The 25,570-nt window shown below is 69.4% G+C and carries 18 protein-coding genes; 12 read left to right on the forward strand and 6 right to left on the reverse strand.

All coding sequences use genetic code 11. From position 1 onward, the window contains the following. Positions 1–144 precede the first annotated feature (144 nt). Positions 145–2,706 carry a SpoIIE family protein phosphatase gene (locus DVK44_RS23065; protein ID WP_114661384.1) on the forward strand — a complete coding sequence of 854 codons (2,562 nt, stop codon included), beginning with the start codon at positions 145–147 and terminating at the stop codon, positions 2,704–2,706. 93 nt (positions 2,707–2,799) lie between these two features. On the opposite strand, the gene DVK44_RS23070 is transcribed toward DVK44_RS23065, so the two are convergent. From DVK44_RS23070 to DVK44_RS23095, 6 genes are all read right to left on the reverse strand, one after another. Next, positions 2,800–3,510: a PspA/IM30 family protein gene (locus tag DVK44_RS23070; RefSeq protein ID WP_114661385.1), complete on the reverse strand. Its 711-nt coding sequence runs from the start codon at positions 3,508–3,510 to the stop codon at positions 2,800–2,802. Positions 3,511–3,600: 90 nt separating this feature from the next. Continuing rightward, positions 3,601–5,769 carry a TPM domain-containing protein gene (locus tag DVK44_RS23075; protein WP_114661386.1) on the reverse strand — a complete coding sequence of 723 codons (2,169 nt, stop codon included), beginning with the start codon at positions 5,767–5,769 and terminating at the stop codon, positions 3,601–3,603. An 87-nt stretch (positions 5,770–5,856) separates the two neighbouring features. Next, positions 5,857–6,657, reverse strand: coding sequence for a succinate dehydrogenase/fumarate reductase iron-sulfur subunit (locus tag DVK44_RS23080; protein WP_114661387.1), 801 nt, complete (start codon positions 6,655–6,657; stop codon positions 5,857–5,859). Continuing rightward, the gene (locus DVK44_RS23085) at positions 6,654–8,570 is read right to left on the reverse strand and encodes a fumarate reductase/succinate dehydrogenase flavoprotein subunit (RefSeq protein ID WP_114661388.1); all 1,917 of its coding nucleotides are present in this window, start codon (positions 8,568–8,570) and stop codon (positions 6,654–6,656) included. Before DVK44_RS23085 ends, DVK44_RS23080 begins: the two co-directional genes overlap by 4 nt. A 21-nt stretch (positions 8,571–8,591) precedes the next feature. Further along, positions 8,592–9,416, reverse strand: a complete 825-nt coding sequence (locus tag DVK44_RS23090; protein WP_114661389.1) for a hypothetical protein — start codon at positions 9,414–9,416, stop codon at positions 8,592–8,594. Between the two features lie 88 nt (positions 9,417–9,504). Then, positions 9,505–9,756 (reverse strand): hypothetical protein, encoded by a 252-nt coding sequence (locus DVK44_RS23095; RefSeq protein WP_114661390.1) that lies wholly within the window; start codon positions 9,754–9,756, stop codon positions 9,505–9,507. A gap of 240 nt (positions 9,757–9,996) precedes the next feature. Here DVK44_RS23095 and DVK44_RS23100 point away from each other — a divergent pair, with 240 nt between their 5' ends. The 11 genes from DVK44_RS23100 to DVK44_RS23150 all read left to right on the forward strand — a co-directional run bounded on the left by DVK44_RS23100 (position 9,997) and on the right by DVK44_RS23150 (position 25,558). Then, the gene (locus tag DVK44_RS23100) at positions 9,997–12,417 is read left to right on the forward strand and encodes an ABC transporter family substrate-binding protein (RefSeq protein WP_114661391.1); all 2,421 of its coding nucleotides are present in this window, start codon (positions 9,997–9,999) and stop codon (positions 12,415–12,417) included. A gap of 362 nt (positions 12,418–12,779) precedes the next feature. Next, complete coding sequence (typA, locus tag DVK44_RS23105; RefSeq protein WP_114661392.1) at positions 12,780–14,654, forward strand: translational GTPase TypA; 1,875 nt, start codon at positions 12,780–12,782, stop codon at positions 14,652–14,654. A gap of 226 nt (positions 14,655–14,880) precedes the next feature. Further along, positions 14,881–15,465 (forward strand): hypothetical protein, encoded by a 585-nt coding sequence (locus DVK44_RS23110; RefSeq protein WP_162794022.1) that lies wholly within the window; start codon positions 14,881–14,883, stop codon positions 15,463–15,465. Between the two features lie 423 nt (positions 15,466–15,888). Further along, complete coding sequence (locus tag DVK44_RS23115) at positions 15,889–17,517, forward strand: peptide ABC transporter substrate-binding protein (RefSeq protein WP_114661394.1); 1,629 nt, start codon at positions 15,889–15,891, stop codon at positions 17,515–17,517. 121 nt (positions 17,518–17,638) lie between these two features. Then, on the forward strand, positions 17,639–18,568 hold the full coding sequence (locus DVK44_RS23120) for an ABC transporter permease (RefSeq protein ID WP_114661395.1): 930 nt from the start codon (positions 17,639–17,641) through the stop codon (positions 18,566–18,568). Next, entirely contained in the window at positions 18,561–19,538 is a 978-nt protein-coding gene (locus DVK44_RS23125) for an ABC transporter permease (protein ID WP_114661396.1), read from the forward strand. The genes DVK44_RS23120 and DVK44_RS23125 overlap by 8 nt, the downstream gene beginning before the upstream one ends. A gap of 11 nt (positions 19,539–19,549) precedes the next feature. Then, a complete protein-coding gene (locus tag DVK44_RS23130) occupies positions 19,550–20,608 on the forward strand; it encodes an ABC transporter ATP-binding protein (RefSeq protein ID WP_114661397.1) in 1,059 nt (352 codons plus the stop codon). Continuing rightward, positions 20,601–21,749, forward strand: coding sequence for an ABC transporter ATP-binding protein (locus DVK44_RS23135; RefSeq protein WP_114661398.1), 1,149 nt, complete (start codon positions 20,601–20,603; stop codon positions 21,747–21,749). Before DVK44_RS23130 ends, DVK44_RS23135 begins: the two co-directional genes overlap by 8 nt. A gap of 224 nt (positions 21,750–21,973) precedes the next feature. Beyond that, positions 21,974–23,608 carry a peptide ABC transporter substrate-binding protein gene (locus tag DVK44_RS23140; RefSeq protein ID WP_114661399.1) on the forward strand — a complete coding sequence of 545 codons (1,635 nt, stop codon included), beginning with the start codon at positions 21,974–21,976 and terminating at the stop codon, positions 23,606–23,608. Between the two features lie 32 nt (positions 23,609–23,640). After that, positions 23,641–24,564 carry an ABC transporter permease gene (locus DVK44_RS23145; protein ID WP_114661400.1) on the forward strand — a complete coding sequence of 308 codons (924 nt, stop codon included), beginning with the start codon at positions 23,641–23,643 and terminating at the stop codon, positions 24,562–24,564. Next, positions 24,557–25,558 carry an ABC transporter permease gene (locus DVK44_RS23150; RefSeq protein WP_114661401.1) on the forward strand — a complete coding sequence of 334 codons (1,002 nt, stop codon included), beginning with the start codon at positions 24,557–24,559 and terminating at the stop codon, positions 25,556–25,558. Before DVK44_RS23145 ends, DVK44_RS23150 begins: the two co-directional genes overlap by 8 nt. Positions 25,559–25,570: the final 12 nt, after the last annotated feature.

Genomic DNA, 25,570 nt, shown 5'->3' on the forward strand with positions numbered 1-25,570 from the left:
TGTGAAGGGACAACGATCACGCTTGGACTCGGCTCAAAAGAAGCGAGAGTGTGCTGTGATCGTGAACGGCGTGCCGGCCGGGGCCGTAGTGCTGAATACTGCGGGCAAGGCCGGTCCGGTGCGTGAGCTGGAGGGGACGGTCGCGTGAGCGAGATATCTGGGGCGGCGGGCGACGTCGTATGGCAGAGCAGTCCGCCCGGCTCTATCTATGACTACATCAGGGCCGCTTCCTTCTCGATCGGCCCCGACGGCCTGATCGATCAGTGGAGCGAGCGGGCCGCCGAGCTGTTCGGCATGGGTGCGCACCAGGTCAGAGGCAGGGACCCGGTCGAGGTGCTGATGCCTTCCGAGCTGCGGCCACGCGGCCGTCGCAAGGTCAAGGAGATCCTCGACGGCAAGGAGTGGACCGGGCTCGTCCCGTTCCGCGCGGTGGGGGGCAGGGGGCCCCAGGGGCTCGCCGAGGTCTATGTGATGCCGAGCGAGACGGAGAGCGGTGAACGGGCCGCGCTCTGCATCGTCGTGGACGTCCACGCGCTGCGCCGGATCGAAACCGACCTTGCCTCGTCGCAGGCCATTTTCGGCCAATCTCCCTTCGGCTTTCTCCTCTTCGGAACGGACCTGAAGGTCCGCCGCGCCAACGAGCGGTTCGCCACCGTCTTCGGCGGCGGCGTCACCGATCACCGGGGACGTACGGCGTACGACTACCTCTCCCGCGCCGAGGCCGACCGGCTGACCGCCGCGCTCAAGCGGGTCCTGGAGACCGGACAGCCCGTCACCGATCTCCCGATCGTCGGCGTCCGGCCGGCCGACCAGGAGCGCCGCAACTGGTCGATGAACCTCTACCGCGTCCACAGCGGTTCCGGGCGCGCCATCGGCATCGCCGGCGTCGGTACGGATGTCACACACCGTCACGCCGCCGCCCGTGAGGCCGCCAGCGCCCGCCGTAACCTCGCGCTCCTCAACGAGGCGAGCGCCCGGATCGGCAACTCGCTCGATCTGGAGACCACCGCGCGCGAGCTGCTCGATGTCGCCGTGCCCGGCTTCTGCGATCTCGCCTCCGTCGACCTCTACCAGTCGCTGCTCACCGGCGAGGAGGCACCGCCGGGGCGCTGGGAGTCCTCGGGTGCCGAGTCCGGCGGCGGCAGCGCCCGGCTGCGGCGGGTCGCCTTCGCGAGCGCCGTCTCCGACGGTCCGCTGACCGGGCCCGTCGGCACCGACGACGAGGAGTACGTACCGCCGGAGGTCGGCGCCGTCCACCGCTTCCCGTTCAGCTCGCTCAGCGCGAGCGCCCTGCGCAGCGGTCAGGTCCGGGCCATCCCGGGCGAGCCGGGCAGCCTCGTCCAGTCCAGCTTCGCCGTTCCGATGGTCGCGCACGACACCGTCATCGGGCTCGTCTCCTTCTCCCGTACGAAGGGCAGCGAACCGTTCGGCGAGCGGGACCGCGCCCTCGCCGTGGAGCTGGCCGCGCGCGCCGCCGTCTGTATCGACAACGCCCGCCTCTACCGCCGGGAGCACGAGCGCGCGCTGATCCTCCAGCGCAGCCTGCTGCCGCCCGGCGACCCGGAGGCCGCCGGGCTGGACATCGCCTGTCGCTATCTGCCCGGCAACACGGCCACGGAGGTCGGCGGCGACTGGTTCGACGTCATCGAACTGCCCGGCCACCGCACCGCGCTCGTCGTCGGTGACGTCATGGGGCGCGGGCTGCGGGCCGCCGTCGCCATGGGGGAGCTGCGTACGGCCGTACGGACCCTGGCGCTGCTCGACCTGGAGCCGGCCGAGGTGCTCTCCGCGCTGGACGAGATCGCGCGCGGACTCGGCACCCCCAGCGGCGCCCAGCAGGCGTCGCGGGTCGCGCACAAGTCGCGGGACGCCGACCTCTCCGAGGTCTACCTCGCCACCTGTGTGTACGCGGTCTACGACCCGGTCACCCGGCGCTGCACCTTCGCCAACGCCGGCCATCTCCCGCCCGCCCTGGTCGAACCGGGCGAGGAGGCGCTGATGCTCGACGTACCGCCGGGGATGCCGCTCGGGGTGGGCGGCGAGCCCTTCGAACAGGTCGAGGTGGACCTGCCGGAGGGATCGCTCCTCGCGCTCTACACGGACGGGCTCGTGGAGTCCCGGGACCAGCCGCTCGACGAGGGGCTGACCGCGCTGCGCGCCGCCCTCGCCAACGCCGGCCGGCCGCTGGAGGACGTCTGCGACCATGTGCTGAACACCCTCGACACCCGGCACGGCGAGGACGACATCGCCCTGCTCATGGCCCGGATCCAGGGGCTGCCGGACAACGCGGTCGGCGACTGGCAACTCCCGCGCGAGCCGCGCTCGGTGGGCCGCGCCCGGGAACTCTCCCGCGCGCAGCTGATCGCCTGGGATCTCGAACCGCTGGTCGACACGGTGGAGCTGCTGGTCAGCGAGCTGGTGACCAACGCCCTGCGGTACGGCGAAGGAGAGATCAGGCTGCGGCTGCTGCGGGACCGGACGCTCGTCTGCGAGGTCTGGGACGGCGGGCTCGTACAGCCGCGCCGGCGCCGGGCCCGCGACACCGACGAGGGCGGCCGGGGGCTGCAACTGGTCGGGCTGCTGAGCGCCGCGTGGGGCTCGCGCCGTACCCCGCGCGGCAAGTCGGTCTGGTTCGAACTCGCGCTGCCCGACGGGGACAGGGCGCCCGCCGAGCCGACGGTGGAGCAGCTGCTGAGCATGTACTGACGGCGGCGGTACGGGCCGGTGCCGGTGTCCTCCCGCTCTCTTCTCCGGGCCGGTGAGGTACGGGGGAACACCGGCCGTGCCGTGTCCGTGCCGTCAGGCGGACTTCAGCGCCGCCAGCCGCGCCTCGACCTCCGCGCTGTCCCCGAGGCTGTCCAGCCGCTCGAACTGCGCGTCCAGGGACGACGCCGCCAGCTCCTGCTTGCCCGCCGCCCGCGCCTCCTCACGCCGTACCTTGTCCTCGAAGCGGCCGATCTCGCTCGTCGGATCGAGGACGTTGATGCTCTTGACCGCGTCCATCATCTGGTTCTGCGCCCGCGCCGACCTGTCCCGCGCCACCAGCTCGTCGCGCTTGGCGCGCAGCTCGGTCAGCTTGGCCCGCATCCGCTCCAGACCGGTCCTGAGCTTCGCCACCACCTCCGTCTGCGCTGCGATGGTCGGCTCGGCCGTCCGGGCCTCCTTCTCCGACTGGAGCTGCCGCTCCAGCGCCACCTTGGCGAGATTGTCGAAGGTGTCCGCGTCCGCCGTCCGGCCGCCCGCGCGCAGTTCGTCGGCCTTCCTGCTGGCCGCGAGCGCCTTCACACCCCACTCCTGGGCCGCCTCGGTGTCCTCCCGGTGGTCCTGCTCCAGCAGCCGCAGATTGCCGATGGTGGCGGCCACGGCCTCCTCCGCCTCCGCGATGTTGTTCGTGTAGTCGCGGATCAGCTGGTCCAGCAGCTTCTGGGGATCCTCGGCCTGGTCGAGAAGGGCGTTGATATTGGCCTTCGCCAGCTGGGTGACACGGCCGAGAATGGTCTGCTTCGTCATGGTTCCGCTCCTCGCGCGGGAAATGGGGAAGGGAAAGGTGAAAGGTGATGAGGTGGCGGGTCGTACGTCGGAGAGGCGGCGGGTCGTACGTCAGAAACGGCCGCCCCCGCCCATCCGGCCGCGCGTCCCGCCCCCGCCGAAGCTGCCCGGACCGCCGCCCCCGCCGCCGAAGCCTCCGCCACCGAATCCACCGCCCCGGCCGTAACCGGAACCGCGTCCCCCGCCGCCGAGCAGGCCGCCCAGCAGGATGCCGCCGAGCACCGCGCCGCCCATGCCGCCGCTCCCGCCGCCGTACGGGCCGCTCCCGTACGGGCCGCCGCCGTACCGGCTCCCGTACGACCGCACGTCCCGCTCGGCCAGCTCCTGCGCCTGCCGGGCCAGCGCGTCCGCCCGCTGCGCCTCGGCCAGCGCGGACTGGGCGTCGCCCGTCGCCGCCCGCCCGCGCGCCCACTCCAGCCGGCGCTGCGACTCCGCCAGCCGGGTGCGGGCCTCGCTGCCGACCGCGCCCCGGTGCGTGGTGACGTAGTCGGCGGCGGCGCCGATCGCCGAGCCGGCCGTGAGCATCGCCTGGTCGAGGAGCGTGCCCGCCCGGCGGTCGCCCGCCTCGCGCTCGCGCGCCCCGGTCAGCGCCTCGTCCAGCACCGCGTCCGCCTCCTCGACCCGGCGCAGGGCGTCGATCGGGTCGTACCGCCCGCCGGCGCCGCTCTCCGCCCGTACCTCCTGGACCACCGCCTCCGCGCGGCCGATCCGGCCCTGGAGGTCGGCCGTCGACACCCCGGCGGTGGTGCCCTTCAGCAGACCGCGCGCGTCCGCGAGATCCGTCTCCGTCTCCGTGAGCGCGCCGGGGAGCCGCCCGGCGGCCTCCGCCAGCTCCCGCGCGCGCCGCTCGACCGCCTCGGCCAGCGTGGCCGCCTGCCCGGCGGCGCTCTCGGCGGCCCGTACGTGCACGGCGGCCCGGCCGTTGTCCCCGGCGGCGACCAGCCGGCCCGCCTCGGCCAGCGCGGTGGCCGTGAAGGTCAGCCGGTCCGCGGCCTGCTCGGCGCTGTCCGCGACCGGCGCGGCGGCCGAGTCCGCGTACCGCTCGCGCAGGGCCGCCAGGGTCTCGCGGGCCGTCGCGACCCGGCCCGTCAGCTCCTGGTAGGACGCCGTGACGGTGTCAAGCGCGCGCGGCGCGTTGCGCTCCAGCGCCCGGAGCCGGTCGAACGCCTCGGACTCCGCGTCCAGCCGCCGGTCCGCCTCCGCGCAGCGCGCGATGATCTCCGCCAGCATCCGGCGGCGGGTGGCGTCGTCCTCCGGATACGCGTCGTCCAGCTCCTGGCGCAGCCGGAACGCCACGGTCAGCTCGCCCCTCGCGAAGGCCACCGCGTCCGTGAAGGGCGCCGCGGCCTCCTCGCCGAACTGCGCGGTGGCGAAGCCCAGTTCCTCCTGGCTGGTGCGCAGCGCGTCGTCCGTCTCGACCAGGACGCGCCGCGCCCGGCCGTCCAGCTCGGCGAGCGGGACCTCGGCGGGCGGCTGCGGCCGGTACGGGCCCGTACCCCAGCCGCCGTTCCCGTCCCCGGGTCCGCCCCCGCGCCCGCCGCCCGGTGTCGTACGGGACGCCGCCCGCCGTCTGCGCTTGGCGAAGGTGTACGCGGCGATCCCGGCCGCGGCGAGCACCACGACGACCGGCAGCACCAGATTCACCGCCGCGCCCCCGCCCGTCGCCGCGCCGCCCGGATCGGCCGGCCCGGGGGTGATGGCGGGGGTCGGCACGGGCCGGCCCGCCAGCACCGCCCCGTAACCGTCCGCCGCGCCGATCGCCGCCCCCGCCCAGTCGTTCTGCCGCAGCGCGGGCTCGACGGCGGTCCTGGCGACCTCGGCGAGCTGCGCGGCGGTGAAGGGCGCGGCGGGGTCGGCCGAGTAGGCGTAGACCCGGTCGTGGGTGGCGACCGCGAGCAGCACATCGTCCCGGCCGAGGCCGCCCCGGGCGGCCGTCGTGTCGGCCCAGCTCTGCGCGGAGTGCCCGGAGAAGTCCCGTACGTACACGACGAACAGCTGGACGTGCCGCTCGCTGTCGAGCCGCTCCAGCGCCCGGCTCACCTCGCCCCTCCGGGTGCCGAGCGCGCCCACCTTGTCGGTGATCTGGCCCTGGCGGTCCAGCGGCACCGGCTGCTCGGCGCGGGCGGTACCGGAGGCACCGGTGCCGGACACCGCGAGCCAGCAGCCGAGGAGCAGCGCGGCGACGAGGCTCCGGAGGCGGGCGCGGCGCACGGAGGTCATCACAATTCGGAGGTTATGTCCGCACGGGAAAGCCCGCGACCGGACACCTCTACCGGATCCTCGTCCGCGAGAGGGCTGCCCCTGCGCTCACTCCCGTCTGCGGCCGATCTTGTTGCCCAGCCACACCAGCGGGTCGTACTTGCGGTCCACCGCGCGTTCCTTCAGCGGGATCAGCGCGTTGTCCGTGATCCGGATGCCCTCGGGGCACACCTCCGTACAGCACTTGGTGATGTTGCAGTAGCCGAGTCCATGCTCGTCCTGCGCGCTCCGTGCCCGGTCGATCCCCGACTCCCCGGCCGCGTCCAGCGGATGCATGTCCAGCTCGGCCACCCGCATCAGGAAGCGCGGACCTGCGAACGCGGGCTTGTTCTCCTCGTGGTCCCGGACCACATGACAGGTGTCCTGGCACAGGAAGCACTCGATGCACTTACGGAACTCCTGCGAGCGCTCCACATCGATCTGCCGCATCCGGTACGCGCCCGCCGCGACCCCGGGCGGCGGGACGAACGCCGGGATCTCCCGCGCCTTCGCGTAGTTGAAGGACACGTCCGTGACCAGATCGCGGATCACCGGGAAGGCGCGCAGCGGGGTGACCGTCACCGTCTCGTCGCGCGGGAAGACGGACATCCGGGTCATGCAGAGCAGCCGGGGCCGCCCGTTGATCTCCGCGCTGCACGAACCGCACTTGCCCGCCTTGCAGTTCCAGCGCACGGCGAGATCCGGGGCGGCGGTCGCCTGGATCCGGTGGATGATGTCGAGGACGACCTCCCCCTCGTTGACCTCGACGGCGAAGTCGGTCAGCTCCCCGCCGTCCGTGTCGCCGCGCCAGACCCTGAACTTCGCTTCGTAGGACGAGGAGGGCGAGGGCGAGGAGGTGGGCGTGTTCATGCTTGAAGCTCCTCTTCGGCGAGGTACTTGACCAGCTCTTCCTTGTCGAACAGCGCGAGCAGGTCCGGACGGATGGGCTCGGTGGTCCGCCGGGTCAGCGCGATCCGGCGGCCCTCGATCGCGCAGTGGAGATTGATCCGGCGCCAGTGGCGCGCCATCCCCGGCCAGTCCTCGCGGGTGTGGCCGCCCCGGCTCTCCGTACGCTCCAGGGCCGCCCGCGCGACACACTCGCTGACCAGCAGCATGTTGCGCAGATCGAGGGCGAGGTGCCAGCCGGGGTTGAACTGCCGGTGGCCCTCGACGACCACGCGCTCGGCCCGTTCGCGCAGCTCGGCGAGGCGATCCAGGGCCCGTGCGATCTCGGACTCACGGCGGATGATGCCGACCAGGTCGTGCATCGTCCGCTGGAGTTCCTGATGGACGGTGTACGGGTTCTCGGCGGCGGCTCCACGGCCCGTATCCGCGCCGTCCGCGCCGTCCGTGTCCGCGCCGAACGGGCGCAGCGCCTCCCGCGCCGCCGCGTCGATCCCCGCCTCGTCCGGCGCGGGGCGTACGCCGCCCAGCCCGGCCGCGTAGCCGGCCGCGTACAGCCCGGCCCGCCGTCCGAAGACCAGCAGGTCGGAGAGCGAGTTTCCGCCGAGCCGGTTGGAGCCGTGCATACCGCCCGCGACCTCGCCCGCCGCGTACAGCCCGGGGACGCCCGGCGTGGCGGCGGTCTCCGAGTCGACGGCGATACCGCCCATCACGTAGTGGCAGGTCGGGCCGACCTCCATGGCCTCCGCCGTGATGTCGACATCGGCCAGCTCCTTGAACTGGTGGTACATCGACGGCAGCCGGCGCCGGATCACCTCGGCCGGCATCCGGGTCGAGACATCGAGGAAGACACCGCCGTGCGGCGAGCCGCGCCCCGCCTTGACCTCGGAGTTGATGGCGCGGGCCACCTCGTCGCGGGGGAGCAGCTCGGGCGGGCGGCGGTTGCGGTCGGGGTCCTCGTACCAGCGGTCGCCCTCGGCCTCGGTCTCCGCGTACTTCTCCTTGAAGACATCGGGGATGTAGTCGAACATGAAGCGCCGGCCCTCGGAGTTGCGCAGCACCCCGCCGTCCCCGCGCACCGATTCGGTGACGAGGATGCCCTTGACCGAGGGCGGCCAGACCATACCGGTCGGATGGAACTGGACGAACTCCATGTTCAGCAGGGGCGCGCCCGCGAGCAGCGCCAGCGCGTGGCCGTCGCCGGTGTACTCCCAGGAGTTCGAGGTGACCTTGAAGGACTTGCCGATGCCGCCGGTGGCGAGGACCACGGCGGGCGCCTCCAGCACGAAGAAGCGGCCGGACTCGCGCTCGTAGCAGAAGGTCCCCGCGATCCGGTCGCCGTCCTTCAGCAGCCGGGTGACCGTGCACTCCTGGTAGACCTTCAGCCGTGCCTCGTGGTCGCCGTACGCGCGGAAGTCCTCCTGCTGGAGCGAGACGATCTTCTGCTGGAGGGTACGGATCAGCTCCAGGCCCGTACGGTCGCCGACATGCGCGAGGCGCGGGTACTCGTGGCCGCCGAAGTTGCGCTGGGAGATCCGGCCGTCGGGCGTACGGTCGAAGAGCGCGCCCCAGGTCTCCAGCTCCCAGACCCGGTCGGGCGCCTCGCGCGCGTGCAGCTCGGCCATCCGCCACTGGTTGAGGAACTTGCCGCCGCGCAGGGTGTCGCGGAAGTGGACCTGCCAGTTGTCGCCGGAGTTCACATTGCCCATGGAGGCGGCGATACCGCCCTCGGCCATCACCGTATGGGCCTTGCCGAAGAGGGACTTGCAGATCACGGCGGTACGGGCACCCCGCTCGCGCGCCTCGATGGCGGCCCGGAGCCCGGCGCCGCCGGCACCCACCACGACCACGTCCCAGGGCCGGCGTTCCAGTTGCGTCATACGGACGGTTCTCCCTCGTGATCAGAAGAGGCGCGGATCGGCGAAGGCCCCGGTGGCGAGCAGATAGACGTAGAAGTCGCAGGCGGCGACGCTGATCAGCGAGGCCCAGGCCAGCTGCGCGTGGCGGTTGTTGAGCTTTCCGGCCCAGCCCCACAGCCGGTAGCGCACCGGATGCCGGGAGAAGTGCCGCAGCCGGCCGCCGAGGATGTGCCGGCAGGAGTGGCAGGAGACGGTGTATGCCCAGATCAGGGCGATGTTGACGAGGAAGATCAGCGAGCCGAGGCCCGCGTGGCCCCAGGCGTACTCGGCGTCGCGGAACGTCAGCACCGTGTCGTACGTCAGCACACAGGCGACCAGCAGCGCCGCGTAGAAGAAGTACCGGTGGACGTTCTGGAGGATCAGCGGGAAGCGGGTCTCGCCGGTGTACTTCCGGTGCGGCTCGGCGACGGCGCAGGCGGGCGGCGAGGCCCAGAAGCCCCGGTAGTACGCCTTGCGGTAGTAGTAGCAGGTCAGCCGGAAGCCCAGCGGGAAGACCAGGATCAGCAGGGCGGGGGACAGGCCCCACCAGCCGCCGAACAGCTCCGCGTTGGGGCCGTGCCGCATGGGGACACAGCTCTCGGCGAGACAGGGCGAGTAGAACGGCGAGACGTAGGGCGCCACGTAGTAGTGGCTGTTCGCGAAGGCGCGCCAGGTCGAGTAGACGACGAAGGCGAGAAGCCCGGCGGCGGTCCCGGCGGGCGCGAGCCACCAGCGGTCGGTGCGCAGATGCCGGGCGGCGATGGCGGCGCGGGAGGGGCCGCGTACACCTGTGGGGGGTAAGGGCGAGGGGTCGGTTCCGGTGGCCAAAGCGTCTCCTGGGGCCTCGACGGTCCTGGACGTTCCTGGAGGGAGTGGCTCTGGAGGGGAGTGGCGGAGAGGGGTGCCACGGAGGGCGCTACGGCGCCCTGCGGTTCCGTACGCCCAGGCCCTCGTCGTCCGAGTCCGTCCACAGGCTGCTGTCGTACGGGGTGTCCGGGACGGGGACCAGCGCCGGGCCGTCCGGGCGGGTGTCCGGGCCGACGGTGCGCGGGGGGCCGGGGGTGTGCGCCGGGCCGGTGGTGGCGACGCTCCGCTCCAGCCGCTCGACCGCGCGGACCAGGTCGTCGAGCCGGTGCCTGACCGCCGATAAGTCGTCCTGAAGGGACATGGGTCGTCCTCGTTTCCACGGTCGCGGACGGTACGTGGACATGACTGCGAGTGTCGCGCGTCACACCTTGCTTGGGAAGAGTGCGGGGAGCCGCGCCCGGAGTGCGGTTGGGCCACCCGGGTGGCGTTTGTCGGTAAAACGTCGTGTCTGCGCCATCGTCGCCGTGCCGTCCCCTTCAGTGAGTGGGCAATAGGTGTGATCATCTCTAAATTCCACAAACAGGACGAAGAGGTACAAGCCATGTCCCACGTCGGCCCACGCGGGAGGACATGCTCCCGTACGCTCCGCTCCGTCGCGCTCCTGACCAGCGGCGTTCTCGCCCTGCCCGTGCTGTCCGCGTGCACCTCGGACGCGGACGAGAGCGACACCACCTCCGCGGCGGCACCCGATGTCGCCCCCGCCGCCCGGAAGTGGGTCGAGCAGGGCGGCACCGTCCGCTGGGCGGTCGACTCCGTACCCGCGACGTTCAACGCCTTCCAGGCCGACGCGGACGCCACCACCGGCCGGATCGCCGAGGCCGTACTGCCCTCACTCTTCACCCTCGACCGCAGCGGCCGGCCGCAGCTCAACCCGGACTATCTGGAGTCCGCCAAGATCGTCGAGCGCGAGCCCAAGCAGGTCGTGCTCTACAAGCTCAACCAGAAGGCCGTGTGGAGCGACGGCCGCGAGATCGGGGCGCCGGACTTCGTCGCCCAGTGGCGCGCCCTGCGCGGCAAGGACTCCGCGTACTGGACGGCCCGCAACGCCGGGTACGAGCGGATCGAGAAGATCGAGCGCGGCGCGAACGACCTGGAGGTCCGCGTCACGTTCCAGAAGCCGTACGCCGACTGGAAGTCGCTCTTCACCCCCCTCTACCCCAAGTCGGTGATGGGGACGCCCAACTCCTTCAACGACGGGGCGCGCAAGGAGCTGAAGATCACCGCGGGCCCCTTCCAGGTCAAGAAGGTCGACCGCGGCGGCAAGGAGACCATCCTCGTCCGCAACCCCCACTGGTGGGGCGAGCCGGCCAAGCTCGACTCGATCGTGCTGAGCGCCGTCCCCCGCGACAAGCGCGCGGCGGCCCTGGCCGCCGGCCGGCTCGATGTCGCGGAGATCGACACCGGCGCGGCGAAACGTATCGCCCTGGCGATCAGGGACAAGGGATCGCACGGTACGGAGCAGCTCACCCACGGCCCCGGCGCCACGATCACCCCGGCCTCCGCCCTCCGGTCCTGGGCCGAGGCGTACGGCTCGGACGACGAGAAGGCCGAGGAGGCCCAGGAGGCCCGGCAGCGGACCACCGAGGCCGTCGAGACCTACGCCAAGGAGCAGAAGGGGCTGGCGGGCTTCGAGGTACGCAAGTCCCTGGAGCCCGCCTACACGCAGCTCGCGATGAACGGCGAGTCGGGCCCGCTGGCCGACGAGCGGGTACGGCGTGCGGTGGCCCGCGCGCTCGACCGCCAGGAGCTGGCCGACCTCGTGCTCAAGCCGCTCGGACTCTCGGCCAAGCCGCCGGGCAGCCATCTGGCGCTGGCCGGGCAGCAGGCGTACGCGGACAGCAGCCGGGCCCTCGGCAAGCAGGACACGCACGAGGCGCGGGCGCTGCTGGCCGACGCGGGCTGGACGCCGGGCGGGGCGAAGAAGAAGCCGGCCGGGACCAAGGCCGGCAGCAAGCCGGAGGGGGCGGCGGACGAGGAGAAGTCGGACGACGAGTCGTCGGAGGACAAGGGCGGCGCCACCGGCACCAAGGCCGGCACCAAGGCCGCGCCTGCGGCCGGTGACGCCGCGTCCGACGCCGCCTCCGACGAGGGCCTCTACATCGTCAGCAGTGACAACAAGCCTGGCAACACCGCCCCCCGCCCCGAGTCCGCCACGTACATCCTCGCGCCGGCGCCGGCCGCCGCCGTCCAGGGCGTCGCGCTGCGCCACCAGGCGGCCCGCGCCGACGACTCCGAGCCCCGGCAGCAGACCGTGAACGCCGCGCAGAACGCCGCCCAGGACTCCCACGACAAGAAGCCGGGCGGCATGGCGGGCGCCTACGCCCCGCGCGGCACGGCCGCCCCCGCCCCGTCCCCGGACTCCTCCGAGGCGCTCGCGCAGAGCGGCCCGCTCGGCAAGGACGGCAAGCCGCTGACCCTCCGCTTCGTCCTGCCGGCCGGTGAGCGCGGCGACTCGCTGCGCAGCGTCGGGGAGCGCATCTCGCGGATGCTGGACCGTATCGGCATCGGTACGGAGATCACCAAGGTCGCCGACAACGGGTACTTCAAGGACCACATCGCCTCCGGCGACTACGACCTGGCCCTCTACTCCTGGCCCGCCACCGCCTACCCGGCGACCGACGGCCGGCCGATCTACGCCAAGCCCATCCCCGCCAGCGACGGATCCCTGCTGGTGGAGCAGAACTACACCCGGGTCGGTACGGACCACATCGACCAGCTCTTCGACCGGGCGGTCTCCGAGCTGAACGAGAAGACCTCCCGCGATCTGGTCCGGCAGGCCGACGCCCGGATCTGGGCCGCCGCCGGCTCCATCCCGCTCTACCAGCGTCCGCAGCTGGTGGCCGCCAAGCCGGGGCTGCGGAACGCGGGCGCCTTCGGTTTCGAGGCACCCCGCTACCAGGACATCGGGTACAAGACGGCCGGCGCGATGGGCCCCGACCTCACGGACAAGAAGAAGAAGTGACGGCCCGCGCGGAGTAGCGCGAGAAGACCGGGCGAAAAGAAGGCGACGGGAGCGGAACGGGGACCCGACCCGGAGAAGAAAAGCAGGTCAGAGCCGCTTCCCAAGCTCAGAAACCAATCAATTCACTTGCCCGCCGGCCCGTCCGGCGGGCAAGCTCGTACCCGTCCATGACCCGGGCAGCCCCACCCCTTCACCCCACATCGGCACCCCACCGCACCACTGTGACTCCGGCCTCTCCGATCGGGCCGGGAAGCCCCGGACGCCTCAGGCCCGTACCATGGGACCCAGCCGCGCGTGTCCGCCCGGCGGGCGTACGAGGAAAAACAACGCCGCACCCACGATCGAGAGAAGCGCCAGCCAGCATGCCCACGCGCCACGACATCCGTAACGTCGCCATCGTCGCCCACGTCGACCATGGCAAGACCACTCTGGTCGACGCCATGCTGAAGCAGGCCGGCGCCTTCGCCGCGCACGCCGCCGAGCACCTCGACGACCGGATGATGGACTCGAACGACCTGGAGCGTGAGAAGGGCATCACGATCCTGGCCAAGAACACGGCCGTGAAGTACCACCCGAAGACCGGTGGCGACCCGATCACGATCAACATCATCGACACCCCCGGCCACGCCGACTTCGGCGGCGAGGTCGAGCGCGGTCTGTCGATGGTGGACGCCGTCGTGCTCCTGGTCGACGCCTCCGAGGGCCCTCTGCCGCAGACCCGCTTCGTGCTCCGCAAGGCGCTCCAGGCGAAGATGCCGGTCATCCTCTGCATCAACAAGACGGACCGCCCGGACTCCCGGATCGCCGAGGTCGTCGACGAGACGTACGACCTCTTCCTGGACCTGGACGCGACCGAGGAGCAGATCGAGTTCCCGATCGTCTACGCCTGCGCGCGGGACGGCATCGCCTCGCTGACCAAGCCGGAGAACGGTACGGTCCCGGCGGACAGCGAGAACCTGGAGCCGTTCTTCAACACGATCCTGTCGCATGTCCCGGCCCCCGAGTACGACGAGGACGCGCCGCTCCAGGCCCATGTCACCAACCTGGACGCCGACAACTTCCTCGGCCGTATCGCGCTGTGCCGTGTCGAGCAGGGCGAGCTGAAGAAGGGGCAGACCGTCACCTGGATCAAGCGTGACGGCACGATGTCCAACGTCCGTATCACCGAGCTGCTGATGACCGAGGCGCTCACCCGCAAGGCGGCCGAGAAGGCGGGCCCCGGTGACATCTGCGCCATCGCCGGTATCCCGGACATCATGATCGGCGAGACGCTGGCCGACCCGGAGAACCCGATCGCGCTGCCGCTGATCACGGTGGACGAGCCGGCCATCTCGATGACCATCGGCGCCAACACCTCGCCGCTGGTCGGCAAGGGCGGCAAGGGCCACAAGGTCACCGCCCGCCAGGTCAAGGACCGTCTCGACCGCGAGCTGATCGGTAACGTCTCGCTGCGCGTGCTGGAGACCGAGCGCCCGGACGCCTGGGAGGTGCAGGGCCGCGGTGAGCTGGCGCTGGCCATCCTGGTCGAGCAGATGCGCCGTGAGGGCTTCGAGCTGACCGTCGGCAAGCCGGAGGTCGTCACCAAGCAGGTCGACGGCAAGACGCACGAGCCGATCGAGCGCATGACCATCGACTCCCCCGAGGAGCACCTCGGCCCGATCACCCAGCTGATGGCGACCCGCAAGGGCCGTATGGAGACGATGACCAACCACGGCTCCGGCTGGATCCGTATGGAGTGGATCGTTCCTTCACGCGGGCTGATCGGCTTCCGTACGGAGTTCCTGACCCAGACCCGCGGCACCGGTATCGCGCACTCCATCTTCGAGGGCCACGAGCCGTGGTTCGGCGAGCTGCGCACCCGGCACAACGGCTCGCTGGTGGCGGACCGCGCGGGCACGGTGACGCCGTTCGCGATGGTCAACCTCCAGGAGCGCGGTGTCATCTTCACCGAGGCCGGCACCGAGGTGTACGAGGGCATGATCATCGGCGAGAACTCGCGCGCCGACGACATGGACGTGAACATCACCAAGGAGAAGAAGCTCACCAACATGCGTGCCGCCTCCGCGGACACCACGGAGAACGTGGTACCGGCCAGGAAGCTGTCGCTGGAGCAGTCCCTGGAGTTCTGCCGCGACGACGAGTGCATCGAGGTGACCCCGGAGACCGTCCGTATCCGCAAGGTCGTCCTCGACCAGAAGCTGCGCGGCCGCGCGGCCTCGCGCGCCAAGCACGGCTGACTCGGTTTTTTTGACCGGCCCGGTTACTCCACGGTTGGAGTAACCGGGCCGTTCCTATGCGGAGACCGGAGTGCGATTTGTGAAGGATTGACGTGGTCACCTCATGTAAACCTCAAATGGGTGGAGCTTGGTTATGACGTGGTGAATAATCGTTTCCCCGCCAGGTTGGGGTGGGTGGGACTTTATGTCTCTGATTTTCATATTTGCTTAGCAAAAGGGGTAAGTGATGCGCAAGTTGATCGCTCTCTCGCTCGCGGGGGCGGCGGTGTCTCTCGCCATGGCCACTCCGGCCGTAGCTGCGCCGATGGCCAACGACCCTATGTGCAACCCCGGGGCCACCAAGCTGACGTGGACGTCGGTGAGCAAGTCGTGGGTCGTGACGCATCGGAAGGTGTTGGAGAATTACACCGGCGGCGTCGTGACGAAGACCTTTAGTACGAAGAAGGTCAATGAGGTAACGGCGTCCGTGACGGCGACGGCGGGTACCAAGGTGAGCGGGAAGGTCGCGATTGCCAGCCTTGAGGCGAACGTGGGCCTTGAGCTCAAGGCCGAGGGCAAGCGGACCAGCACCAAGGAAGAGACGGTGAAGTACGAGCTGTCGAAGAAGGGCACCTACGTGTTCTTCCACGGCACGAAGAAGGCGTCCGGTTACTACACTCAGTACCGCTGCGACAGGGGTACCAAGTGGGTCAAGACGGAGAGGTACGGCAAGGTGAAGTCGTGGACAAGTGACGTCGAGGGTGGCCTCCGCTGCGGTGACTCCGTGCCCAAGGCGTCGTTGGCGGCGACGGCGAAGAAGAAGTACTGCTGACTTCTGGCTGATGCTCGTGATGCCCCGGCCGCCTCGCCTTCCTGCGCGGGCGCGACCGGGGCGTCCGTTTTGTACGGTTTGGTGCGATACTTGCTCGCCCGCCCGGCGTTCGCATAGCGAACCGTTATCTCCGGAGCGCGTGTTAACAGTCCGTTTCGCGGGTGTCTGTCTGCGCTCCCTTTGTCCGCATTTCGGGCGGACGGGGCGTGGCATGTTGTCAAAACGAGACTATTTAACTGTGGTTTACGGCCCTGTCGTACTTAATAGTTGGCCATTGAGCTCGGGTCAATGAGTCATGCGCTGTGGGGCGCGCACCGACTCACGAGCACACTCGGGGCTACTCGAAGCGGCTGCAGGCAGGGGTGTCTGCGCGCGTAGATATGCCCCTCTTGATGTGACTAGTGGACTCATGAGGAGGAACCCATGCGTGGTGGCAAGAGCGCCAAGTGGGTAGTCGGTGCGATTGTTGTGGCTCTGTCGGCGACTGCCTGTGGTGGCGGTAGCAAGGATGACGACAGCAGCAACTCGGCTTCGAAGGAGAAGGGCAAGCCTGCCGGCTACATCTCCATGGACAACGGCGAGCCGCAGAAGCCGTTGATCCCGGCCGACACCAACGAGTCGGTTGGCTCCAACGTCATCCGGTCGCTGTTCACCCAGCTGCTGACGTTCGACAAGGACGGCGGCATCGTCTACACGAACGCCGAGTCGGTGACCTCCAAGGACTCCAAGACCTGGACGGTCAAGCTCAAGTCGGGCTGGAAGTTCCATGACGGCACCCCGGTGACCGCCGAGTCCTACGTCAAGGCGTGGAACTGGTACTCCAACGTCGACAACAAGATGCAGAACTCGTTCTGGTTCTCCGACATCGCCGGCTACTCCGACGTCCACCCGGAGAAGGGTGCCGCGAAGACGGAGACGATGAAGGGTCTGAAGGTCGTCGACGACACCACCTTCACCATCGAGCTGACCGGCCCGGTCCCGTACTTCGAGTACAAGCTCGGCTACCAGACCTTCGCCCCGCTGCCCGAGGCGTTCTACAAGGACCCCAAGGCGTTCGGCCAGTCCCCGATCGGCAATGGCCCCTACATCTTCGAGAAGTGGGACCACAAGAAGCTGATCCAGGTCAAGGCCAACCCTGACTACCAGGGTCCGAACAAGGCCAAGAACAAGGGCATCCTCTTCAAGAACTACGCGACCATCGAGGCCGCGTACCAGGACCTCCTGTCCGGCAACCTGGACCTGGTCAAGCAGGTCGGCCCGCAGGACCTGCCGAAGTACAAGTCGGACCTCGGTGACCGGGTCATCGACGAGGCGTGGGCCGGCCTCCAGTTCCTTACGCCGGTGTTCTACTCGAAGACCTTCAAGGGCGTCGACCCCAAGGTCGTTCAGGGCCTGTCGATGGCGATCGACCGCAAGACGATCACCGACAAGGTCCTCAACGGCACCCGCAAGCCGGCCACCAGCTTCACTCCGCCGGGGGTTGCCGGTCACCAGGAGCTGGACACCGACGTCTTCACGTTCGACCCCGCGAAGGCGAAGAAGCTCGTCGCCGACAACGGTGGCATCCCGGGCAACAAGATGTGGATCCAGTACAACGCCGACGGCGGACACAAGGAGTGGGTGACCGCGGTCTGCGAGTCGATCCGCAACTCCACCGGGGTGGACTGCGTCCCGGACGCCAAGCCGGACTTCCAGACCGACCTGGAGGCGCGTGACGCCAAGCAGGTCAAGTCCGCGTACCGCGGTGGCTGGGTCGCCGACTACCCGGTGAACGTCAACTTCATGAAGGAGCTGTTCGCCACCGGCGCCGAGGCCAACACCGGCTTCTTCTCGGACAAGGAGGTTGACGCCGCCTTCAAGAAGGGCGACAACGCCGAGTCCCTGGACGCGTCGGTCAAGGGTTACCAGGAGGCCGAGAAGCTCCTCCTGGAGAAGATGCCGTCGATCCCGCTGTGGGAGTACAAGACCAACGGTGGCTACTCCAAGTCGGTCGACAATGTGGCGATCGACTTCCACGGTGACTATGTCCTCACCGACGTCACGGTCAAGTAGCCGGCCCCCGGGCCATCCCCCACTCGGTCATCAGCCGCCCCCGACGGGGCGGTAGACCCCGGGGTCGCTTCCCGCACCAAGGGGAGCGGCCCCGGGCTCTGTAGTTCAATCGGAGGCACACATGGGGCGTTATGTCGCGAGGCGACTGCTCCAGATGATCCCGGTCTTCATCGGGTCAACCCTGCTGGTCTTCTCCATGATGTACGCGCTGCCCGGAGACCCCGTGCGCGCGCTCGCGGGGGAGCAGGCCGTCGACCCGGCGCAGATCGCGGCGATGAAGAAGGACCTCGGTCTCGACCTGCCGCTCTGGCATCAGTACTGGAACTATCTGACCGGCCTGCTCCAGGGCGACTTCGGCACCCAGATCGCCAGCGGCCAGCCCGTCGCCGACATCATCGCCGACGCGTTCCCGATCACGGCCCGGCTGACGATCTTCGCCTTCGCCTTCACGGTGGTCGTGGGCATCTCCATGGGGGTCTTCGCGGGACTGAAGGCCGACTCGCTGCGGGACCGCGCGCTGCTCATACTGACGCTCCTGCTGATCTCGGTCCCCTCCTTCGTGCTCGCCTTCCTCGGCCGGTACCTCTTCGCCTTCGAGCTCGGCTGGGTGGCGCCCAACGTGAGCGGCGACCCCAGCTGGGACGAACTGATCCTCCCCGCCGTCGTCCTCGGTTCGCTCTCCCTGGCGTATGTCGCGCGGCTGACGCGTACCTCGGTCGCGGAGAACCTGCGCTCCGACTACATGCGCACCGCCGTCGCCAAGGGCCTGCCGCGCCGCCGGATCATCGGCGTCCATCTGCTGCGCAACTCCATGATCCCCGTGGTGACCTTCCTCGGTACGGACCTCGGCGCCCTGATGGGCGGCGCGGTGGTCACCGAAGGTATCTTCAATGTCAAGGGCGTCGGCTGGAGCGTGTTCGGCGCGCTCAAGCAGCGCGAGGGCGCCACGGTCGTCGGGATCGTCACCCTGATCGTGGTCGTCTATCTCGTCGCCAGCCTTCTCGTCGACCTGCTCTACGCGGTCCTGGACCCGAGGATCCGTTATGCCTGAGACACTCAAGGACACCGGACCCGCCGACGGCACCGCCGCGGCGGCGACGGCCGGCACGACGGTCGACGTGACCCCCGCCCCCGCCGCGGCGCCCGCGAAGGCCGAGAAGCCCCGCAGCCTCTGGTCGGACGCCTGGCACGATCTGCGCCGCAACCCGCTCTTCGTTGCCTCCGGCGTCCTGATCACGATCCTGGTGGTGATGGCGGCTTTCCCCCAGCTCTTCACCGGTGCCGACCCGCGCTACGCGGACCTAGCCAACCGCTACCTCCAGAAGCCCAGTTGGACGCACTTCTTCAAGGAGGACTGGTTCGGCTACGACGTACAGGGCCGTTCGATCTACGCGCGCGTTATTTATGGCGCCCGTAACTCGATCCTGGTCGCTGTCGTCGTCACCGCGCTCGTCACCGTGCTCGGCACCACCGTCGGGATGCTCGCCGGCTACTTCGGCGGTCTGGCCGACACGGTGCTTTCCCGGATCACGGACATCTTCTTCGCCGTCCCCTTCACCCTCGGCGCGATGGTCGTCCTGACCTCCTTCGAGGAGCGCTCGGTCTGGGTCGTGATCCTCTCGCTGGCCTTCCTCGGCTGGACACAGATCGCCCGAGTCGCCCGCGGTTCGGTGCTGACCGTCAAGCAGGCCGACTATGTGATGGCGGCCAAGGCGCTCGGCGCCTCGACCAGCCGGATCCTGCTCCGCCACATCCTTCCCAACGCGATCGCCCCGGTGATCGTCGTCGCGACCATCGCGCTCGGCGGCTACATCGCCGCCGAGGCCACCCTGTCCTTCCTGGGCATCGGCCTCGCCGAACCGGCGGTCTCGTGGGGCGTCGACATCTCCTCCGGCCAGGAACAGCTGCGCAACGCCGCGTTCGTCCTGATCATCCCGTCGGTCATGGTGTCGATCACCGTGCTCGCGTTCATCATGCTCGGCGATGCGGTACGCAACGCCCTCGATCCCAAACTGCGCTGAGGGAGGCACATATGACCATCACCGACATGACGGCGGACGCCTCCTCCCCGCGCGGCGCGAACAAGAACGGCGACACGCTGCTCGAAGTCCGTGACCTGCACGTGGAGTTCCACACCCGGGACGGTGTGGCCAAAGCGGTCAACGGCGTCAACTACAGCGTCGCCGCCGGTGAGACGCTCGCCGTGCTCGGCGAGTCGGGCTCCGGCAAGTCCGTGACCGCGCAGGCGATCATGGGCATCCTGGACATGCCGCCGGGCCGTATCCCCAAGGGGGAGATCCTCTTCCGCGGCCAGGACATGCTCAAGATGAGCAACGAGGAGCGCCGGCTGATCCGCGGCCGGAAGATCGCCATGATCTTCCAGGACGCGCTCTCCTCGCTCAACCCCGTGCTCTCCGTGGGCTACCAGCTCGGCGAGATGTTCCGGGTCCACCAGGGCCTCTCCAAGAAGGAGGCCAAGGCCAAGTCCATCGAGCTGATGGACCGGGTGCGTATCCCGGCGGCGAAGGAGCGGGTCAACGACTACCCGCACCAGTTCTCCGGCGGTATGCGCCAGCGCATCATGATCGCCATGGCGCTGGCCCTGGAGCCCGACCTGATCATCGCGGACGAGCCGACCACCGCGCTCGACGTGACGGTGCAGGCCCAGGTCATGGACCTGCTGGCGGAGCTTCAGCGCGAGTACAACATGGGTCTGATCCTGATCACCCACGACCTCGGCGTCGTCGCCGATGTCGCGGACAAGATCGCGGTGATGTACGGCGGCCGGATCGTCGAGACCGCACCCGTGCGCGAGCTGTACAAGCGTCCCGCGCACCCGTACACCCGGGGACTGCTCGACTCGATCCCGCGCCTGGACCAGAAGGGCCAGGAGCTGTACGCGATCAAGGGCCTGCCGCCCAACCTCACGCGGATCCCGGCCGGCTGCGCCTTCAACCCGCGCTGCCCGAAGGCCCAGGACATCTGCCGTACGGACACCCCGGTGCTGCACCAGGTCACCGAGGCGGACGGCGCCGTTCTGCCCGGCCGCGGCAGCGCGTGCCACTTCTGGAAGGAGACGATTCATGGCTGAGCCGAAGAAGCGTGGCGAGGCCGTGGACGCCACCCCGAACGTGACCGAGGTGGACGTGGTCGACGCGGTCACCGAGGACGCGGCCATCGCCGCCGTCGAGGCGCCGGTGGAGCGGGGCGAGCCGATCCTCCAGGTCCGTGACCTCGTCAAACACTTCCCGCTGACCCAGGGCATACTGTTCAAGAAACAGGTCGGCGCGGTCAAGGCCGTGGACGGGATCTCGTTCGACCTCTACCAGGGGGAGACCCTCGGTATCGTCGGTGAGTCGGGCTGCGGCAAGTCCACGGTCGCCAAGCTCCTGATGATGCTGGAGACGGCGACCGCCGGCGAGGTCTTCTTCAAGGGCCAGGACATCACCAAGCTGTCCGGGCGGGCGCTGAAGGCGGTCCGCCGGAACATCCAGATGGTGTTCCAGGACCCGTACACCTCGCTCAACCCCCGGATGACCGTCGGTGACATCATCGGCGAGACCTTCGACATCCACCCGGACGTGGCGCCCAAGGGCGACCGCCGACGCCGGGTCCAGGAGCTGCTGGATGTCGTCGGGCTCAACCCGGAGTACATCAACCGCTATCCGCACCAGTTCTCCGGCGGACAGCGCCAGCGCATCGGCATCGCCCGGGGGCTCGCGCTCAACCCCGAGATCATCATCTGCGACGAGCCGGTCTCGGCGCTGGACGTCTCCGTGCAGGCCCAGGTGATCAACCTGATGGCGAAGCTCCAGGACGAGTTCAACCTCTCGTACCTCTTCATCGCGCACGACCTGTCGATCGTCCGGCACATCTCGGACCGGGTCGGGGTGATGTATCTGGGCAAGATGGCCGAGATCGGTACGGACACCCAGATCTACGACCACCCGACGCACCCCTACACGCAGGCGCTGCTGTCGGCGGTCCCGGTGCCCGACCCGGAGGCCCGCGAGGGCCGTGAGCGGATCATCCTCAGCGGCGATGTCCCGTCGCCGGCGAATCCGCCGTCCGGCTGCCGCTTCCGTACCCGCTGCTGGAAGGCGCAGGACCGGTGCTCCACCGAGGTGCCGCTGCTGGCGATTCCCGAGCGCTTCAAGGACGCGGACACCCCGGCCGCGCACGAGTCGGCGTGCCACTTCGCGGAAGAGCGGGACGTCGTCCACGCGGCATGACGTCCTGACAGGCATACGTGTGCGGGCGGTGTCCGGAGCCGGAAGGTGACGGATGCCGCCCGCACTCGTATGCCCGGCTGTCTGTCCGTCTGTCTATCCGCTCGTCACTATGTGCATACATTCGGATGATTTCTCCCCTGAGTGGAGGTATCTCCCGCGCGATCGGGGTTCCACCGGTCGATATTGGCTCCTACGGATCGGCAGCACATCTGAGGAGCCACTTCATGCGGGCAGTCGCACATACCAGATGGGCCGCCGGTGCGCTCGGTGCCGCGCTCGCCGTGGCGGGCTGCGGCGGCGGGGGCAGTGGCGGGAGCGGCGGCGGGGGCGCCGACGGCGTGGTCCGGTCCTCGTGGGGCGATCCGCAGAATCCCCTGGAGCCGGCGAACACCAACGAGGTCCAGGGCGGCAAGGTCCTCGACATGATCTTCCGGGGGCTGGTGCGCTACAACCCGAAGACCGGCAAGGCGGAGAACGCGGTCGCGGAGAAGATCGAGACCAAGGACTCGACCGACTTCGCCGTCACCGTCAAGGACGGCTGGACGTTCAGCAACGGGGAGAAGGTCACCGCCAAGTCCTTCGTGGACGCCTGGAACTACGGCGCCGACCTCAGGAACAACCAGAAGAACGCCTACTTCTTCCAGTACATCGACGGATACGACAAGGTCCACCCGGAGACCGGGCAGCCCACCGCCCGCACCCTCTCCGGGCTGAAGGTCACCGGCCCGCGCACCTTCACCGTCAAGCTCTCGCAGCGCTTCTCCACCTGGCCCGACACCCTCGGGTACGCGGCGTTCGCGCCGCTGCCCCGGGCGTTCTACGACGACCACGCGGCCTGGCTCGCCAAGCCCGTCGGTAACGGCCCCTACACGGTGCGGAACTACACCAAGGGCTCCGAGATGTCACTGCGGACCCGGAAGGACTACCCGGGCCCCGACAAGGCAGTCAACGGCGGTGTGGACCTGAAGGTCTACACCGACAACAACACCGCGTACACCGACCTCGTCGCGGGCAACCTCGACCTCGTCGACGATGTTCCGGCCGCCCAGCTGAAGAACGCCAAGGCCGACCTGAACGGCCGTTACATCAACACCCCGGCCGGCATCATCCAGACCCTGGCCTTCCCGTACTACGACAAGGCGTGGAACACCCCGAGGGCCGCCAAGGTCCGCACCGGTCTCTCCCGGGCGATCAACCGGAAGCAGATCACCGAGACCATCTTCCAGAAGACCCGCACCCCGGCCACCGACTGGACCTCCCCGGTGCTCGGCGCCGACGGCGGCTACAAGGCCGGGCTCTGCGGCTCGGCCTGTGAGTACGACCCCGCCGCCGCGAAGAAGCTCGTCCAGGAGGGCGGCGGCATCCCCGGCGGCCGGCTGAAGATCACGTACAACGCCGACACCGGCTCCCACAAGGCGTGGGTCGACGCCGTCTGCAACAGCATCAACAACGCGCTGGGCAACGACAAGGCGTGCGTGGGCAGTCCGGTGGGCACTTTCGCCGACTACCGCAACCAGATCGGCCAGAAGAAGCTCAGGGGCCCGTTCCGGGCGGGCTGGCAGATGGACTACCCGCTCATCCAGAACTTCCTCCAGCCGCTCTACTACACCAACGCCTCGTCCAACGACGGCAAGTGGAGCAACCCCCGGTTCGACAAGCTGGTCAACGAGGCCAACGCCGAGACCGACAAGAAGACCGCCATCGCCAAGTTCCAGCAGGCCGAGGAGGTCGTCAGGGACCAGATGGCGGCCATCCCGCTCTGGTACCAGAACGGCAGCGCCGGCTACGCCGAGCGCCTCTCCCACGTCGAGCTGAACCCCTTCAGCGTCCCCGTCTACAACGAGATCAAGGTCGGCTGACCCACCGTCGGACAGCACCCCCAGGAGCCGTCATGGGACGCTATGTGATCCGGCGCCTGTTGCAGATGATCCCCGTCTTCATCGGCGCCACCCTGCTGATCTTCCTGATGGTCAATGTGATGGGCGACCCCATCGCGGGACTCTGCGGCGACCGCACCTGCGATCCGGCCACCGAGGAGCGGCTGCGCCAGGACTTCGGCCTCGACAAGCCCGTCTGGCAGCAGTACCTGACCTACATGGGCCATGTCTTCACCGGGGACTTCGGCACGGCCTTCAACGGACAGAAGGTCATCGACCTGATGTCCACCGCCTTCCCGATCACCCTCCGGCTGACGATCGTCGCCATCGCCTTCGAGATCGTCCTCGGGATCGTCCTCGGGGTGCTCACCGGACTGCGCCGGGGCCGGCCGGTCGACACCTCCGTACTGATGCTGACCCTGGTGGTCATCGCCGTACCGACCTTTGTCACCGGACTGCTGGCGCAGCTGCTCTTCGGTGTGAAGTGGCGGATCGTCGAGCCGTCGGTCTCCCCGGCCGCGCCGCTCGACGAGCTGATCCTGCCGGGGCTGGTGCTCGCCTCCGTCTCGCTGGCCTACGTCACCCGGCTGACCCGCTCCTCGATCGCCGAGAACGTCCGCTCCGACTATGTCCGTACGGCGGTCGCCAAAGGGCTGCCCCGGCACCGGGTGATCACCCGGCATCTGCTGCGCAACTCGCTGATCCCGGTGATCACCTTCATCGGTACGGACATCGGCGCGCTGATGGGCGGCGCGATCGTCACTGAGCGGATCTTCAATATCCACGGTGTCGGCTTCCAGCTCTACCAGGGCATCCTGCGCCAGAACACCCAGACCGTCGTCGGCTTCGTGACCGTGCTCGTCATCGTCTTCCTCGTGGCGAATCTGCTGGTCGACCTGTTGTACGCCGTTCTCGACCCGAGGATCCGGTATGCCTGAGCCGCGGCCTTCCCGCCACCGGGACGATGACGGCGCGATCGCGGCCACCGGGGCCGGTGCCGCCATGGACCTCGCCACCAGCGAGGGCACCACGCTGGAGGGGGCCCCGGGCGGCCCGGGCGGTGGACCCGGCGGTGGGCCCGCGAGCCGGCCGCGCAGCCTCTGGTCGGACGCCTGGCGGGATCTGCGCCGTAACCCCGTCTTCCTGATCTCCGGGCTGATCATCCTCTTTCTGGTGGTCATCTCGGTCTGGCCGTCGCTGATCGCCAGTGGCAACCCGCTCTCCTGCGATCTCGCCAGGGCCCAGGAGGGCTCCCGGCCCGGCCACCCGTTCGGCTTCGACGGACAGGGCTGCGACGTCTACACCCGGACCGTCCACGGCGCCCGGACCTCGGTCGTCGTCGGTGTCCTCGCCAGCCTGGGCGTCGCCGTCGCGGGCTCCGTCCTCGGCGGCCTCGCCGGCTTCTTCGGCGGCCCCTGGGACGCGGTCCTCTCCCGGATCACGGACATCTTCTTCGGCATCCCGGTGGTCCTCGGCGGGCTGGTGCTGCTCTCCGTGGTCACCAGCGCCACCGTCTGGCCGGTGATCGGCTTCATGGTGCTGCTCGGCTGGCCGCAGATCTCCCGGATCGCCCGCGGCTCCGTCATCACCGTCAAGCAGAACGACTTCGTCCAGGCGGCACGGGCGCTCGGCGCGTCCAACTCCCGGATGCTGTTGCGGCACGTCCTGCCCAACGCGATCGCGCCGGTGATCGTCGTCGCGACCATCGCGCTGGGCACGTTCATCGCGCTGGAGGCGACCCTCTCGTACCTCGGCGTCGGGCTCAAACCGCCCACCGTGTCCTGGGGGATCGACATCTCCGACGCCTCCCCGTACATCCGCAACGCCCCCCACATGCTGCTCTGGCCCGCGGGCGCGCTGGCCGTGACCGTACTCGCGTTCATCATGCTCGGCGACGCGGTGCGCGACGCCCTCGATCCCAAGCTGCGCTGAGGAGCCCCGCAC

Origin of the sequence: Streptomyces paludis, from assembly GCF_003344965.1 — a bacterium.
GTDB lineage: Bacteria > Actinomycetota > Actinomycetes > Streptomycetales > Streptomycetaceae > Streptomyces > Streptomyces paludis.

Excerpts from the sequence above, each read along its gene's own strand:
- DVK44_RS23070 (WP_114661385.1), bottom strand. The coding sequence starts at position 3,510 with ATGACGAAGCAGACCATTCTCGGCCGTGTCACCCAGCTGGCGAAGGCC.
- DVK44_RS23075 (WP_114661386.1), bottom strand. The coding sequence starts at position 5,769 with ATGACCTCCGTGCGCCGCGCCCGCCTCCGGAGCCTCGTCGCCGCGCTG.
- DVK44_RS23080 (WP_114661387.1), bottom strand. The coding sequence starts at position 6,657 with ATGAACACGCCCACCTCCTCGCCCTCGCCCTCCTCGTCCTACGAAGCG.
- DVK44_RS23085 (WP_114661388.1), bottom strand. The coding sequence starts at position 8,570 with ATGACGCAACTGGAACGCCGGCCCTGGGACGTGGTCGTGGTGGGTGCC.
- DVK44_RS23095 (WP_114661390.1), bottom strand. The coding sequence starts at position 9,756 with ATGTCCCTTCAGGACGACTTATCGGCGGTCAGGCACCGGCTCGACGAC.
- DVK44_RS23100 (WP_114661391.1), top strand. The coding sequence starts at position 9,997 with ATGTCCCACGTCGGCCCACGCGGGAGGACATGCTCCCGTACGCTCCGC.
- typA (WP_114661392.1), top strand. The coding sequence starts at position 12,780 with ATGCCCACGCGCCACGACATCCGTAACGTCGCCATCGTCGCCCACGTC.
- DVK44_RS23110 (WP_162794022.1), top strand. The coding sequence starts at position 14,881 with ATGCGCAAGTTGATCGCTCTCTCGCTCGCGGGGGCGGCGGTGTCTCTC.
- DVK44_RS23115 (WP_114661394.1), top strand. The coding sequence starts at position 15,889 with ATGCGTGGTGGCAAGAGCGCCAAGTGGGTAGTCGGTGCGATTGTTGTG.
- DVK44_RS23120 (WP_114661395.1), top strand. The coding sequence starts at position 17,639 with ATGGGGCGTTATGTCGCGAGGCGACTGCTCCAGATGATCCCGGTCTTC.
- DVK44_RS23125 (WP_114661396.1), top strand. The coding sequence starts at position 18,561 with ATGCCTGAGACACTCAAGGACACCGGACCCGCCGACGGCACCGCCGCG.
- DVK44_RS23130 (WP_114661397.1), top strand. The coding sequence starts at position 19,550 with ATGACCATCACCGACATGACGGCGGACGCCTCCTCCCCGCGCGGCGCG.
- DVK44_RS23135 (WP_114661398.1), top strand. The coding sequence starts at position 20,601 with ATGGCTGAGCCGAAGAAGCGTGGCGAGGCCGTGGACGCCACCCCGAAC.
- DVK44_RS23140 (WP_114661399.1), top strand. The coding sequence starts at position 21,974 with ATGCGGGCAGTCGCACATACCAGATGGGCCGCCGGTGCGCTCGGTGCC.
- DVK44_RS23145 (WP_114661400.1), top strand. The coding sequence starts at position 23,641 with ATGGGACGCTATGTGATCCGGCGCCTGTTGCAGATGATCCCCGTCTTC.
- DVK44_RS23150 (WP_114661401.1), top strand. The coding sequence starts at position 24,557 with ATGCCTGAGCCGCGGCCTTCCCGCCACCGGGACGATGACGGCGCGATC.